The sequence below is a fragment of the Pseudomonas fluorescens genome, from assembly GCF_902497855.1.
Lineage (GTDB): Bacteria > Pseudomonadota > Gammaproteobacteria > Pseudomonadales > Pseudomonadaceae > Aquipseudomonas > Aquipseudomonas fluorescens_BI.
Genome location: NZ_CABVHU010000014.1, coordinates 112,668 through 127,277 on the forward strand (window position 1 = coordinate 112,668; position 14,610 = coordinate 127,277).

Here is a 14,610-nt window from a genome sequence, read left to right on the forward strand (position 1 = left end):
CTGGAGTGTTCAGGTTTCAGGGCTCAACACCATGAACAACACCAGCGCCGCCACCGGCACGCCAAACACAATACTGCCTACCACCATTTCTGTCGTGACGGACTGGCCGGCGGTGACCACGCCGATGGCGCCGTTGATCATCGTCAGCGCCAGCCATAGCACGATGAAGCTGTAGGTCAGCGTCTGGCGGCTGAAGCCGATTTTTTCGCCGATGAACAGCATCAGCGCCAGCAGGACCAGGCCGAAGAAAATGATGATGGTGGTGTGCATGGTGTGTTTCTCCCTTCAGATGTGTGCCGCCTCCCCAGCCAGCGTCGTTCCTAGAGCATAGGCGCCGTGAGGCGCGGCGTTTGCGCTCTTACCGGATGTGAAACGTTTCAGCTTTTTCCAGAACCGGGGGTTTATCGGCGTTTGTCCGGGCGTATGCTGGGCCACTTGCGAAGCAATCGATACCAACTTCAAGTCACACAAGAGAGGATTCGATGACCTACACCGCTGCCGAAAACCGCTACGATTCCATCCCTTACCGCCGCGTGGGTCGCAGCGGGCTGGTGCTGCCGGCACTGTCCCTGGGCCTGTGGCACAACTTCGGCGACAGCACGCCGATCGACACCCAGCGCGCCCTGTTACGTACAGCGTTCGACCTGGGCATCAACCACTTCGACCTGGCCAACAACTACGGACCGCCGTACGGCAGCGCCGAGATCAACTTCGGTCGCTTGCTACGCGAAGACTTCAAGCAGTACCGTGACGAGTTGATCATCTCGAGCAAGGCCGGTTGGGACATGTGGGCCGGCCCTTATGGCCAGGGCGGCGGTTCGCGCAAGTACGTGCTGGCCAGCCTGGATCAGAGCCTGCAGCGCCTGGGCCTGGACTACGTGGACATCTTCTATTCCCACCGCTTCGACCCGGATACCCCGCTGGAAGAAACCGCCAGCGCACTGGCTAGCGCGGTGCAGCAGGGCAAGGCGCTGTACATTGGCATCTCGTCGTATTCCGGGGTGAAAACCCGTGAAATGGCGGCGCTGCTCAAAGAGTGGAAAGTACCGTTGCTGATTCACCAGCCGGCCTACAACCTGCTCAACCGCTGGGTGGAAAAGGACCTGCTGGACACCACCGACGAACTCGGCACTGGCGTCATTGCCTTCACGCCGCTGGCGCAGGGATTGCTGACCGACAAGTACCTCAATGGCGTGCCGGCGGATGCGCGGGTCAATCGTCCGGGCGGTGGTTCGTTGCAGGCGTCTCATTTGTCTGAAGCCAACATCGCGCATGTGCGTGCATTGAATGAGATTGCCCTGCGTCGCGGTCAGAGCCTGGCGCAGTTGGCATTAGCCTGGACGCTGCGAGACCCACGGGTGACCTCGGCGCTGATCGGCGCGAGCCGGCCGGAGCAGATTATCGAGAACGTCGGGGCCTTGCAGAATCTGAGCTTCAGCTCGGAGGAATTGGCGCAGATTGACCGGTTTGCCCAGGAGGGCGGGATCAATCTTTGGGAGAAGCCTTCGACAGCTGAGTAGTGTTCGGCGCCGGGTTTTGCGGCGCTTGTTCCAGCCCTTTCGCCGGCTTGCCGGCGAAGGGGCCATCACAGGCAACAAAAAAGTCAGGAGCTCAGCGGAAGAAAGGCACATCCCCCAACACCGTCGCCCGCTGCATCACCCGCCGCGCCGGCCGGTAATCATCGACCGCGAAATGCTGGGTCACGCGGTTATCCCAGAACGCCACGTCATCCTTCTGCCAGCGCCAGCGAATGGTGAATTGCGGACCAGTCGAATGGGCGAACAAAAACTTCAGGATCGTCTCGCTTTCGGTGTCCGACAGTTCATTGATCCTCGACGTGAAGCCTTCATTGACGAACAACGAGCGACGCCCGCTCACCGGGTGAGTGCGAATTACCGGGTGCGACAGCGGCGGATTCTTCCTGCGCACTTCTTCCCACTGGGCCAGCGCTTCGGCCGTGTTGCCAAAACGCTCCAGCGGGAACGAACGGGTGAAATCGTGAGTGGCCGTCAGCCCTTCAAGCAAGGTTTTCATTGGCGCGGACAACGCTTCATACGCGGCAATGCCGCTGGCCCACAGTGTGTCGCCACCAAACGCCGGCAGCAACTTGGCGCTGAGCACCGCGCCCATGGCCGGGGTCGGCAGGAAGGTCACGTCGGTGTGCCAGATCGCGTTGTCACGCACATCGGTGACGGCGGTATCGAGGATCAGCACTTCCGGCTGTTCCGGCACGTTCGGGTAGATCGGGTGAATATGCAGGTCACCGAAGTAGGCTGCAAAACGCGCCTGTTGCTGTGGCTCGAATGGCTGATCACGAAAGAACAACACTTGATGTTTGAGCAGCGCCTGCTCGATGTCGTCGCGCTGTTTCAGGTTCAGCGGCTGGCTGATATCGACGCCGCTGATTTGCGCGCCGAGGGCGGAGCTGAGGGGGACAATAATCAAGTTACTCATGGTCTTTCTCTTTGATCAGGGGCGCCAAGCTGTTTGTGGGAGCGGGTATTTAGTGAGCCTGGCCATGCCACGGCACCAGTTTGCGCTGCAGGGCGCGCAGGCCCATTTCCATGGCGAAGGCGATCAGGGCGATGACCAGAATTCCCAGCACCACCACATCGGTGACCAGGAACTGCGCAGCCGACTGCACCATGAAGCCCAGGCCGCTGGTGGCGGCGATCAACTCGGCGGCGACCAGCGTCGACCAACCTACGCCCAGACCAATGCGTACACCGGTCAAGATGTCCGGCAACGCGCTAGGCAAAATCACATGGCGAATCAGCTGTGCCCGGGTCGCGCCCAGCGACTGCGCGGCGCGCAACCTGGCAGGGTCGACGGTGCGCACGCCGGTTGCGGTGGCGATGGCGATCGGGGCGAAAATCGCCAGGTAGATCAGCAACACCTTCGACAACTCGCCGATGCCGCACCAGATCACGATCAGCGGCAGATAAGCCAGCGGTGGAATCGGGCGGTAGAACTCGATCAACGGATCGAGAATGCCGCGGGCGATGCGATTGTGGCCAATGGCGATACCGACCGGGACCGCGGTCAATATCGCGAAGCCCAGCCCCAGGCCGATCCGGCCCAGGCTTGCGCCCAAGTGCTGCCACAGGGTCGAATCCATGTAGCCGGTCGTCACCAGCAGCCAGGCTTTTTGCAGCACGGCGGACGGCGGCGGCAGGAACAGCGGCTCGATCATTCCAGTGGCGGTGACGGCCCACCAGATGACAATGAGCGCGACCAATGTCAGTACACTGATCCAGCGCGTACTCAAGCTGCGACGGATCGGCGCCACAGTAGCGCCCGGTTTCACCGCCGCGGCGGGAATTTCATAGCTGCTCATGCGCGCTCCTGCCGCTGGGTGGTGCTGCGTTGGGAGAACACCTTGGCGAGCACGTGTTCGCGGGTTTCGATAAAGCGCGGGTCGGACTTGATTGCCCGTGCCGATTCACCGGCGGCATAACGCTGGCCGAAATCCAGGCTCAGGCGTTCGACGATTTTCCCGGGGTTCGGCGCCAGCAGAATCAGGTCCGTGGCGAGGAACACCGCTTCTTCAATATCGTGGGTAATCAGGAACACCGGTTTGGCGGTGCGCTGCCAGACTTGCAGCAGCAGCTCCTGCATCTGTTCGCGGGTGAAGGCGTCCAGGGCGCCGAAGGGTTCGTCCATCAGCAGCACGCGAGGATCGGCAGCGAGCGCGCGGGCCAGGCCGACACGTTGCTTCTGGCCGCCCGAGAGCTGCCAGATCCGACGGCTCTCGAAACCGGAAAGATCCACCAGCGCGAGCATTTCCCGGGCGCGGATTTCGCGTTTGTCCCGGGAAACACCGGCCAGTTCCAGGCCGAATCCGACGTTGGCCAGCACGTCCTGCCAGGGCAGGAGGGCATCGTCCTGGAACACCACGCCACGTTCGGCGCTCGGGCCTTTGACTGGCACGCCATCAAGGGTGATGCGTCCGGCGCTGGGTTCGACGAAACCGGCAATCAGGTTCAACAGCGAAGTCTTGCCACTGCCGGACGGGCCGAGGGCGACCAGCATTTGCTGGGGCCCAAGGCTCAAGGATATATCCGCCAGCACAGGTTCCGGGCTACCTGGGTACTGTGCGCTGATGCGCTCCAGCTGAAGCAAGGCCATCGCGGTTAACTCCGATCAGTTGGTAATGTATTTGGCGCTGACGTAGGGGGCGTAGTCCGGCAGCACGGCTTCGACCTTGCCTTGTTCCTTGAGGAACGTGGCGGTGTCGGTGATGGCCTTGGTGGTCGGCGCGCCGAGGCTGATCACCTGATCCGCCGCCAGCGGGTAGACGTTGCCTTGCAGCAGCAACGGAATGTCGCTGGCCTTGGCGCCAGACAGTTTTACCAGCTTGTCGACGTTGCTTTGATTGGCGAGCCAGGCTTGCGGGTCTTTGCGGTAATCGGCGTAGGCATCGAGGGTCACTTTGGCGAATGCGGTGACGATTTCCGGGTGCTTCTCGGCGAAGTCCTTGCGCACGATCCAGGCATCGAATGTTGGTGCGCCGAACTTGGCCAGCTCGCCGGAGGTGATCAGCACTTTGCCGTTTTCCTTGGCGACACCGAGCGCGGGGTCCCACACGTAGGTGGCGTCGATGTCGCCGCGTTTCCATGCCGCGATGATCGCGGGCGGTGCGAGATTGAGTACGGTGACTTTCGAGGGGTCGATGTTCCAGTGCTTGAGCGCGGCGAGTAGGCTGTAGTGGCCGGTGGAAACGAATGGCACGGCGATTTTCTTGCCGATCAGGTCCTGCGGGGTCTTGATCCCGGAACCGTCGCGGGCAACCAGGGCTTCGGCGGCGCCGATCTGGGTGGCGATGAGGAAGGTTTCCACCGGGACTTTGCGGGTAATTGCCGCCGTCAGGGGGCTCGAGCCGAGGTAGCCGATCTGGACGTCGCCGGAAGCGATGGCAGCGATAATGTCTGCCCCGTTGTCGAATTTGCGCCAATCGATTTTAGCGTTGGTGGCTTTTTCGTAGGCGCCGTCGGCCTGGGCGACTTTGGCCGGGTCGACGGTGGTCTGATAGGCAACAGTGACGTCGGCGGCCTGGGTGAAGAAACTCACCGCAGCCAGCGATGCGGCCGCCAGGAGGCGAAGGGGGAAATTCAGTTTCATCAAGAAGCTCCTTGTCAGGCGACCGAGTGTCGGCGTGAAAGGAGACTAAATGATCTAAGAACTCGAAAATAAATAACTTTTTCGAATGAGCTTATGAGCGGAAAATTCTAAGCAGGTACCCTGATCGTTCCCACGCTCCCGCGTGGGAATTCAGCCCGTGACGCTCCGCGTCACTGGACGCGGAGCGTCCCTTGAGGCATTCCCACGCAGAGCGTGGGAACGATCAGTGCCAAGAAGATTAGTTGCTGATTGCCAAGATACTGGCCTGATACGACCCGACAAACACATCGAAATCGCCGACTTCGTTCTGCTCCAGCTCCACCTGCTGAGCCAGCGACGAACGCGCCCGCTCTTCAAACGTCGCCTGCTCCTCGGTACTCAACGGCTCGCTGCGGAAGTACTCCGCATGCACCTGGCTCTGGCGCAGGGAGAACTGAGCAAAACTTTCCTTGTGCTCAGCCATCGCCGCCAGCACTTGGGCCGATGGCGTCAGGGACGGGTCCCGGACCTTGGCTAGTTGCGCATCCAATGCCTTGCTGTGGGCCTCGCCGCCGTGGCTCTGATCCAGCAGCGCCGCCAGCGGCGCGATCTTCTCCAGCAGTTCGCTGGCCCACTCTTTCATGTCCACCGGCTGACCATCGCGTTGCAGTTGCAGGCCCGGACGGCGACCCTCCTTGACCACGCTGAGGAAGTTCGAGGTCGCGTTACCGCATGAGGTATTGGTCAGCAGCGGGCTGTCGTTCAGCGCGCAGTACAGCAGGAACGCGTCGAGGAACCGCGACTCCGGCAGGTCGATGCCCATCGGCAGGAACGGGTTGATGTCCAGGCAGCGCACTTCGACGTACTGGATGCCACGGGCGACCAGTGCCTGGATCGGCCGTTCGCCGGTATAGGTCACGCGTTTCGGGCGGATGTTGGAGTAGTACTCGTTTTCGATCTGCAGGATATTGGTGTTGAGCTGGACCCACTCACCATCCTTGTGCGTGCCGATCTCGACATAGGGGGCATAGGGCGTGGCCACCGCTTTGCGCAGGCTGTCGGTGTAGCTGGCCAGATCGTTGTAGCAGGGCGTCAGGCCGGCCTGAGCGTTGCTCTGGTAGCCCAGGTCACTCATGCGCAAGCTGGTGGCATACGGCAGGTACAGGGTATCCGGGTCCAGTTGTTCCAGCTGGTGCGAACGGCCGCGCAGGAAGCCGGCGTCCAGCGCTGGCGACGCGCCGAACAGGTACATCAACAACCAGCTATAGCGACGGAAGTTACGAATCAGCGCGATATAGGCCGACGACTGATAGTCGCGGTCGGTGCCGACAAAGCCTTCAGACGCCTTGAGCAGCGGCCAGAGCTTCTCCGGCAGGGAGAAGTTGTAATGGATCCCGGCGATGCACTGCATGGTCTTGCCGTAGCGCAGGGCCAGGCCCTTGCGGTAGACATACTTGAGCTGACCGATGTTGGAGGTGCCGTAATAGGCAATCGGGATATCTTCCTCGGCCGGCAACGGGCACGGCATCGATGGACTCCACAGGTACTCGTTGCCGAGCTTGCTGTAGGCAAAGCGGTGAATGCTGTCCAGGCTCGCCAGGGTGTCTGCCGGATCGGGCAGGGCCGGGGTGATGAACTCCAGCAGCGACTCGGAATAGTCGGTGGTGATTTGTTCATTGGTCAGCGCGGAACCCAATTCTTCCGGGTGCGGCGTTTGCGCCAGGCGACCTTCGCCGGTCACGCGCAGGCATTCACGTTCGATGCCGTGAAGGCACTGCTCGAGCAGAGAGAGGTTAGCGCGCTCGCCGAGCAGAGCCAGGCGGCGGTTGAGAAGTTCGCTCAAGTTGGATTCCTTCACGCGTCAGTCGCCCCAATATGGGGGTGGGCAAGACGGTCTACAAGGGTGAAGTTAAAACTGGCGTTTTCGCCTGGTTTTGGATCGCACAAACCTTTCCCTGTAGGAGCGAGCTTGCTCGCGAAGAGCCTGAGGGCGGCGCGTTCATTCAGAAAGCACGCGTCATCGTTAACGCCCATCGCGAGCAAGCTCGCTCCTACAGGAGGTATTGCGCTGAAATTAACTCAAATCGATGACATCTAGCTACAGGACAGCGAACGTACCCTGTGCTTTTGCGACAAGTTTTTCACCTTGCATCACGTCGGCTTCGACCACCAGCGTGCGGCGGCCCGGGTGGATCACCCGCGCCGTGCACATCACTTCACCGTCAGCGACGGCGCGAATGTAGTTGATCTTGCATTCGATGGTCACGCTCTGCTGGTCAAAGCCGTGGGTGCTGGAACAGGCCAGCCCCATGGCAATGTCCACCAGACTGAACAAGGCCCCGCCGTGCAGCTTGCCGCCGCGATTGCGCAGCTGCGGCTCAAGCGCCAGGGCGACTTGCGCCACCCCGGTTTCCAGGCCGTGCAAGCGACATCCCAGTAGCTTGAAAAACGCACTCTCGGTCAGCCCGGCAGGAATGTCCATCAGCGTTTCTTCAGCTGCTTGGCATTGGCGAACAGCGAAGCCATGGCATTGTTGGCCGGAGCCGCCGCCGGGGTTTCCTTGCGCGGTGCGTTGTTCTGGGACTGGCGTGGCGCCGAACCAGGACGCGCGCCACGGGCACCGTCGACTTTCTCGCCCGGGGTGTCGCTCATGCGCATCGACAGGCCCACGCGTTTGCGCGGGATATCCACTTCCATGACCTTCACTTTCACCACGTCACCGGCTTTCACCGCTTCGCGGGGGTCCTTGATGAACTTCTCCGAAAGCGCAGAGATGTGCACCAAACCGTCCTGATGTACGCCGATGTCGACGAACGCGCCGAAGTTGGTCACGTTGGTCACCACACCTTCGAGGATCATGCCTGGTTGCAGGTCCTTGAGGTCTTCGACGCCTTCCTGGAACTCGGCGGTCTTGAACTCGGGACGCGGGTCGCGACCAGGTTTTTCCAGCTCCTGCAGGATGTCGGTAACCGTCGGCAGGCCGAAGGTTTCGTCGGTGTACTTCTTCGGATCAAGGCGTTTGAGGAAGCTGGCGTCGCCGATCAGCGAACGGATGTCGCGGTCGGTCTCGGCGGCAATACGCTGAACCAGCGGATAGGCTTCCGGGTGAACCGCAGACGAATCCAGCGGGTTGTCGCCGTTCATCACGCGCAGGAAGCCGGCGGCCTGTTCGAAGGTTTTTTCGCCCAGGCGCGCGACTTTCTTCAACGCCGCACGGGTCTTGAATGCGCCATGCTCGTCGCGATGGCTGACGATGTTCTGCGCCAACGTTGCGTTGAGGCCGGAGATACGGGCCAGCAGCGCCACGGAAGCGGTGTTGACGTCGACGCCCACCGCGTTCACGCAGTCTTCGACCACAGCGTCCAGGCCGCGCGCGAGTTTCAGCTGCGAGACGTCGTGCTGGTACTGGCCGACGCCGATGGACTTCGGATCGATTTTCACCAGCTCGGCCAGCGGATCCTGCAGGCGGCGGGCGATCGACACCGCGCCACGTATCGACACGTCGAGGTCCGGGAATTCCTTGGACGCCAGTTCCGATGCCGAGTAAACCGATGCACCGGCCTCGGACACCATGACCTTGGTCATCTTCATGGCTGGATATTTTTTGATCAGCTCAGCGGCCAGCTTGTCGGTTTCGCGGCTGGCGGTGCCGTTGCCGATGGCGATCAGGTCCACCGAATGCTTGGCGCACAGGGCAGCGAGGACCGCGAGGGTCTGGTCCCACTTGTTGTGCGGCACGTGCGGGTAGACCGTGGCGTGATCCAGCAGCTTGCCGGTGGCATCGACCACGGCGACCTTGCAACCGGTACGCAGGCCCGGGTCGAGGCCCAGGGTGGCGCGCGGGCCGGCCGGGGCCGACAGCAGCAAGTCGTGCAGGTTGTGGGCGAACACGTTGATCGCTTCGGTTTCCGCGCCGTCGCGCAGTTCGCCCAGCAGGTCGGTTTCCAGATGGGTGTAGAGCTTGACCTTCCAAGTCCAGCGCACCACTTCGCCCAGCCATTTGTCGGCGGCGCGGTTCTGGTTCTGGATGCCGAATTGCTGGCCGATCATGCCTTCGCACGGGTGCATGGTGCCCGGCAGCTCGTCGCCGACTTTCAGCGCAGAGCTGAGGATGCCTTCGTTGCGGCCACGGAAAATCGCCAGGGCGCGGTGCGACGGCATGCTTTTCAGCGGTTCGTCGTGTTCGAAGTAGTCGCGGAACTTGGCGCCTGCCTCTTCCTTGCCGGCAATGACGCGGGCACTGAGGGTGGCTTCCTGCTTGAGGTAGCTGCGCAGCTTGTCCAGGAGGCCGGCGTCTTCGGCGAAGCGCTCCATCAGGATGTACTTGGCGCCTTCGAGGGCGGCCTTCACGTCCGCCACGCCTTTTTCGGCGTCGATGAAACGTGCTGCTTCGGTTTCAGGGCTCAGGGTCGGGTCGTTGAACAGGCCGTCGGCCAGTTCGCCGAGGCCGGCTTCCAGGGCGATCTGGCCCTTGGTGCGGCGCTTCTGCTTGTACGGCAGGTACAAGTCTTCGAGGCGGGTCTTGGTGTCGGCGAGCTTGATGTCGCGTTCAAGCTGCGGGGTCAGCTTGCCTTGTTCCTGGATGCTGGCCAGGATGCTGATACGCCGTTCGTCGAGTTCTCGCAGGTAGCGCAGACGCTCTTCCAGATGACGCAGCTGGATATCATCGAGGCTGCCGGTCACTTCTTTCCGGTAGCGGGCGATAAAGGGCACCGTGGAGCCTTCATCGAGTAGCGCGACGGCCGCTTCGACCTGTTGTGGGCGTACACCGAGTTCCTCGGCGATGCGGCTGTTGATGCTGTCCATAAAACCACCTGACAAATTGTGAAAGCAGGCTCGCAGGCACAGGATAATAGGCTCGGCGAGTCTGGTTGAGCGGCCTGGCCTGCGCCGCTACCTGGGTCAACAGGCTTCCCGTTGACCCGTGAAATCGAACAATTACTGCCTGCGCCTTGAAAATAAATAGCGGTCGCCGCAGTAATGAACAGACGTTGCCTGACACAAAAGGCCGCGCATTATAACCAGCGTTCGGTCATTCGGGGGCATCAGAGGCTGCAGGCACAATGCCTGGATTCCTGGCGGTGAAGGAAAAATCTGCTAACAATGCACACGGTGCGTATAACGACAGCTACGCCATAATGCGCGCCGAGATCAAAGGAGCATCCAATGAGCAGCACTGCAAACATTGCTGAAGGCGAAAAAATTCTTATCGTTGACGACGATCCGGGGCTCAGCAGCCTGCTGGAACGCTTTTTCGTCAGCAAGGGCTACCGCGCCCGCGCCGTTCCGAACACCGAGCAAATGGACCGCCTGCTGGCGCGTGAAGTGTTCAATCTGGTCGTCCTCGACCTGATGCTGCCCGGCGAAGACGGCTTGACGGCCTGCCGCCGCCTGCGCACCGCGAATAACCAGATCCCAATCATCATGCTCACCGCCAAGGGCGATGAGCTGAGCCGCATCAAGGGCCTCGAGCTGGGCGCTGACGACTACCTGGCCAAGCCGTTCAACCCGGACGAGCTGATGGCTCGGGTCAAAGCCGTCCTGCGCCGTCAGGCAGCGCCGGTGCCGGGCGCGCCGGGCAGCGAAGACGAAAGCGTGACCTTTGGTGACTACGAGCTGTCCCTGGCGACCCGCGAACTCAAGCGCGGCGACGAAGTTCACATGCTCACCACCGGTGAGTTCGCCGTGCTCAAGGCACTGGTGATGAACGCTCGTCAGCCACTGACCCGCGATAAACTGATGAACCTGGCCCGTGGCCGCGAGTGGGATGCGCTGGAGCGTTCCATCGACGTGCAGATTTCCCGTCTGCGTCGGATGATCGAACCGGATCCATCCAAGCCACGCTACATCCAGACGGTATGGGGCGTGGGTTACGTGTTCGTTCCGGATGGCGCTGCCACCAAGTGATCGGCAATTTGTAGGAGCGGGTCTTGCGGCTGATTTGTCCGCAGACTCGCAAACCGCAATATGCGAGCATCGCTCGCTCCTGCAAGTGTTAACGGTTATTCATGAAAACCCCGGTCTGGTTTCCCCAAAGCTTTTTCTCACGCACCCTGTGGCTGGTGCTGATCGTCGTCCTGTTTTCCAAGGCGCTGACCCTGGTTTATCTGTTGATGAACGAGGACGTGCTGGTGGACCGCCAATACAGCCACGGCGTCGCCCTGACACTTCGCGCCTACTGGGCGGCGGATAAAGAAAACCGCGAGATAATTGCCGATGCCGTGCCGCTGATTCGTGTGGTGGGTGCCGGCGTGCCGGAAGGCGAGCAGCACTGGCCCTACAGCGAGATCTACCAACGGCAGATGCAGACCGAATTGGGCCCTGACACCGAAGTCCGGTTACGCATGCATTCGCCTCCGGCGCTATGGGTCCGGGCGCCAAGCCTGGGTGACGGCTGGCTGAAAGTGCCACTTTATCCGCATCCTCTGCGCGGTCAGAAAATCTGGAACGTACTCGGCTGGTTCCTGGCCATCGGCTTGCTGTCGACCGCTTCAGCGTGGATTTTTGTGAGCCAGCTCAATCAACCATTGAAACGCCTGGTCTTTGCCGCAAGGCAACTCGGCCAGGGGCGCAGCGTGCGCCTTCCGGTCAGTGACACGCCGAGCGAAATGACCGAGGTGTACCGTGCCTTCAACCAGATGGCCGAAGACGTCGAGCAGGCCGGCCGCGAACGCGAGTTGATGCTGGCCGGGGTGTCCCACGACCTGCGCACGCCGCTGACCCGTTTGCGGCTGTCCCTGGAATTGATGGGCGACCACAGCGACCTGACGGGCGACATGGTCCGCGACATTGAAGACATGGACGCGATTCTCGATCAGTTCCTGGCCTTCATCCGCGATGGCCGTGACGAGTCGGTGGAAGAGGTGGACTTGACTGACCTGGTGCGCGAAGTCGCCGCGCCGTACAACCAGAATGAAGAAAAAGTCCGGCTGCGCCTGGAACCGATTCAACCCTTCCCCTTGCGTCGGGTGTCGATGAAGCGGCTGCTGAACAACCTGATCGGCAACGCGCTGCATCACGCTGGCAGCGGGGTCGAAGTGGCGGCTTATGTGTCCGGGGATGTCAGCGCACCCTATGTGGTGCTGAGTGTCATGGACCGGGGGGCGGGGATTGATCCGTCGGAGCTGGAAGCGATCTTCAACCCGTTCACTCGCGGCGATCGGGCCCGGGGCGGGAAGGGGACCGGCTTGGGATTGGCCATCGTGAAGCGGATTGCTTCGATGCATGGCGGCAATGTCGAACTACGCAACCGGTCCGGTGGCGGGCTGGAAGCGCGGGTGCGGTTGCCACTTGGGCTTATGTTGCCTAGAGACGCAGTCTAACTTGATCGTTCCCACGCAGAGCGTGGGAACGATCACCGAGTCAGCTTCAACCCTTACCTTTGGTGCGCGTCATATTCGGCCCGCCATTCTTCTCCAGATGCTCAATGATGATCCCCGCGACATTCTTGCTGGTGGTGGTTTCAATCCCCTCCAGCCCCGGCGAAGAGTTCACTTCCATCACCAGCGGCCCATGATTGGAACGCAGGATATCCACACCGGCCACGGCCAACCCCATTACCTTGGCCGCACGCAATGCCGTCATGCGTTCTTCCGGCGTGATCTTGATCAGGCTGGCGCTGCCGCCCCGGTGCAGGTTGGAGCGAAACTCCCCGGGCTTGGCCTGGCGTTTCATCGCCGCGATCACCTTGTCGCCGACCACGAAGCAGCGAATGTCCGCGCCGCCGGCTTCCTTGATGTATTCCTGAACCATGATGTTCTGCTTGAGGCCCATGAATGCCTCAATCACCGACTCCGCCGCGGTCGCGGTTTCGCACAGCACCACGCCGATGCCTTGGGTGCCTTCCAGCACCTTGATCACCAGCGGCGCGCCGTTGACCATCGCGATCAAGTCGGGAATGTCGTCCGGGGAGTGGGCAAAACCGGTGACCGGCAAGCCGATCCCGCGGCGCGACAGCAATTGCAGCGAACGCAGTTTGTCCCGCGAGCGGGCGATGGCCACCGATTCGTTGAGCGGAAATACGCCCATCATTTCGAACTGGCGCAATACCGCGCAGCCATAAAACGTCACCGACGCACCGATCCGCGGAATCACGGCGTCGAAACCTTCCAGCGGCCTGCCGCGGTAGTGGATCTGCGGCTTGTGGCTGGCAATGTTCATGTAGGCGCGCAGGGTGTCGATCACCACCATTTCATGGCCACGCTCGGTCCCGGCTTCAACCAGACGACGAGTGGAATACAGACGCGGGTTCCGCGACAGCACAGCGATCTTCATGCAACACCTGTGGAGGAGGTAGATACCGGGAACACCGGCTTGTCTTGAACGTATTTAATGCCCGGATTGACCACCAACTGGCCATCGATCAGGGCTTTGGAGCCGAGTAACAGGCGATACCGCATGGATTTGCGGCAGGCGAGCGTGAACTCGACCCGCCAGACCCGATCACCGAGGGCCAGGGTAGTGCTGACCACGTAGCGCATCTGCGCGTGGCCGTTGGAGCTTTTGATGGTTTTGCGCGTCACCAGCGGTGCTTCGCAGCGCCGGTGACGCAGTTGCACCACCGTGCCCAGGTGCGCAGTAAAGCGCACCCACTGTTCCCCGTCGCGCTCGAATGGCTCGATGTCGGTGGCATGCAGGCTGGAGGTGCTGGCGCCGGTGTCGATTTTTGCCCGCAGGCCTGCGACTCCCAAATCCGGGAGCGCCACCCACTCGCGCAGACCGACAACGGTCAAATGGTCAAATGTCTTCAAAGGTACTCAACCGGCATAAACCGCTCGGGCCGAACACGGCCGGATTCGCGGTATTCACGCAGAATAATGGTTAAAAGGCGACAGATATCTACGGCCCGGATTTCCAGTCCTTCGGGGAGGCTCTGGAATGTGCACATTGTAGTCCGAGACGGTGGATTTCTTGGCACGAGAGAAACGGTAGTACAGTTCACCAATATTTCTGGATGAGGAAATTCCATGGCACAAAAAAACGAAGAGGACGACAAGGTCCGTCTCGATAAGTGGTTGTGGGCTGCGCGTTTTTATAAAACCCGTGCCTTGGCCAAGGCGGCGATTGAAAGCGGCAAGGTGCATTGCCGGGGCGAGCGCTGCAAACCGGGCAAGGAACCGAGGATCGGTGACGAGTTCCAGATTCGCCAAGGCTTCGAGGAACGTACGGTGGTGGTCCAGGCGTTATCCGTCGTGCGCCGTGGCGCGCCCGAGGCTCAGGCGCTCTATGCTGAAACCGAAGCCAGCATCGCCAAGCGCGAAGCGGCGGCGGCCATGCGCAAGGCCGGTTCGCTGGGCATGAGCACCGATGGCAAGCCCAGCAAGAAACAGCGACGGGATTTGTTCAAGTTTCGCGGCAGTAGCAACGACGAGTGATCCTGTTGACGCTGTGTCATTCGGCGAAATTGCAGGAAGCCAACCTTGGCGGGTTTCAGCTTGCCTGGAACAAACCCGGGATTGTTCATAAAATGCCTTACTTGGCTGAACGTTGCGCACCCCATGGCTGCAACCG

14 protein-coding genes are annotated in these 14,610 nt (G+C 61.2%); 4 read left to right on the forward strand and 10 right to left on the reverse strand.

Going from position 1 to position 14,610, the window contains the following annotated elements; all coding sequences use genetic code 11:
- Nucleotides 1–9: 9 nt before the first annotated feature.
- On the reverse strand, nt 10–270 hold the full coding sequence (locus F8N96_RS25260; protein WP_150800120.1) for a hypothetical protein: 261 nt from the start codon (nt 268–270) through the stop codon (nt 10–12).
- Nucleotides 271–482: 212 nt separating this feature from the next.
- Between F8N96_RS25260 and mgrA the strand changes: the two genes are divergently transcribed.
- Nucleotides 483–1,520 carry an L-glyceraldehyde 3-phosphate reductase gene (gene mgrA, locus F8N96_RS25265; protein ID WP_150800121.1) on the forward strand — a complete coding sequence of 346 codons (1,038 nt, stop codon included), beginning with the start codon at nt 483–485 and terminating at the stop codon, nt 1,518–1,520.
- A gap of 91 nt (nt 1,521–1,611) precedes the next feature.
- Here the strand turns inward: mgrA and tauD are convergent, their stop codons facing one another.
- The 7 genes from tauD to F8N96_RS25305 form a co-directional block, all read right to left on the reverse strand.
- Complete coding sequence (gene tauD, locus F8N96_RS25270) at nt 1,612–2,454, reverse strand: taurine dioxygenase (RefSeq protein WP_150800122.1); 843 nt, start codon at nt 2,452–2,454, stop codon at nt 1,612–1,614.
- Between the two features lie 49 nt (nt 2,455–2,503).
- Nucleotides 2,504–3,337, reverse strand: a complete 834-nt coding sequence (tauC, locus tag F8N96_RS25275; RefSeq protein WP_150800123.1) for a taurine ABC transporter permease TauC — start codon at nt 3,335–3,337, stop codon at nt 2,504–2,506.
- Nucleotides 3,334–4,128: a taurine ABC transporter ATP-binding subunit gene (tauB, locus tag F8N96_RS25280; protein WP_150800124.1), complete on the reverse strand. Its 795-nt coding sequence runs from the start codon at nt 4,126–4,128 to the stop codon at nt 3,334–3,336. The genes tauC and tauB overlap by 4 nt, the downstream gene beginning before the upstream one ends.
- Before the next feature lie 15 nt (nt 4,129–4,143).
- Nucleotides 4,144–5,121: a taurine ABC transporter substrate-binding protein gene (tauA, locus tag F8N96_RS25285; RefSeq protein WP_150800125.1), complete on the reverse strand. Its 978-nt coding sequence runs from the start codon at nt 5,119–5,121 to the stop codon at nt 4,144–4,146.
- Nucleotides 5,122–5,359: 238 nt separating this feature from the next.
- Entirely contained in the window at nt 5,360–6,943 is a 1,584-nt protein-coding gene (gene gshA / locus F8N96_RS25290; protein WP_150800126.1) for a glutamate--cysteine ligase, read from the reverse strand.
- Nucleotides 6,944–7,198: 255 nt separating this feature from the next.
- The gene (locus F8N96_RS25300) at nt 7,199–7,582 is read right to left on the reverse strand and encodes a PaaI family thioesterase (protein WP_150800128.1); all 384 of its coding nucleotides are present in this window, start codon (nt 7,580–7,582) and stop codon (nt 7,199–7,201) included.
- Nucleotides 7,582–9,906 (reverse strand): Tex family protein, encoded by a 2,325-nt coding sequence (locus F8N96_RS25305; protein WP_150800129.1) that lies wholly within the window; start codon nt 9,904–9,906, stop codon nt 7,582–7,584. Before F8N96_RS25305 ends, F8N96_RS25300 begins: the two co-directional genes overlap by 1 nt.
- A 360-nt stretch (nt 9,907–10,266) precedes the next feature.
- On the opposite strand from F8N96_RS25305, the gene ompR reads away from it, so the two are divergent.
- Together ompR and F8N96_RS25315 are read left to right on the forward strand one after the other, a co-directional pair.
- Nucleotides 10,267–11,007, forward strand: coding sequence for a two-component system response regulator OmpR (gene ompR / locus F8N96_RS25310; protein WP_007903084.1), 741 nt, complete (start codon nt 10,267–10,269; stop codon nt 11,005–11,007).
- Between the two features lie 101 nt (nt 11,008–11,108).
- On the forward strand, nt 11,109–12,422 hold the full coding sequence (locus F8N96_RS25315) for an ATP-binding protein (RefSeq protein ID WP_150800130.1): 1,314 nt from the start codon (nt 11,109–11,111) through the stop codon (nt 12,420–12,422).
- Between the two features lie 46 nt (nt 12,423–12,468).
- On the opposite strand, the gene rimK is transcribed toward F8N96_RS25315, so the two are convergent.
- A complete protein-coding gene (rimK, locus tag F8N96_RS25320) occupies nt 12,469–13,374 on the reverse strand; it encodes a 30S ribosomal protein S6--L-glutamate ligase (protein ID WP_064675391.1) in 906 nt (301 codons plus the stop codon).
- Entirely contained in the window at nt 13,371–13,832 is a 462-nt protein-coding gene (locus F8N96_RS25325) for an ATP-dependent zinc protease (RefSeq protein WP_191630788.1), read from the reverse strand. Before F8N96_RS25325 ends, rimK begins: the two co-directional genes overlap by 4 nt.
- 234 nt (nt 13,833–14,066) lie before the next feature.
- On the opposite strand from F8N96_RS25325, the gene F8N96_RS25330 reads away from it, so the two are divergent.
- Nucleotides 14,067–14,474: an RNA-binding S4 domain-containing protein gene (locus tag F8N96_RS25330; protein WP_150800132.1), complete on the forward strand. Its 408-nt coding sequence runs from the start codon at nt 14,067–14,069 to the stop codon at nt 14,472–14,474.
- The last annotated feature ends 136 nt before the right edge of the window (nt 14,475–14,610 follow it).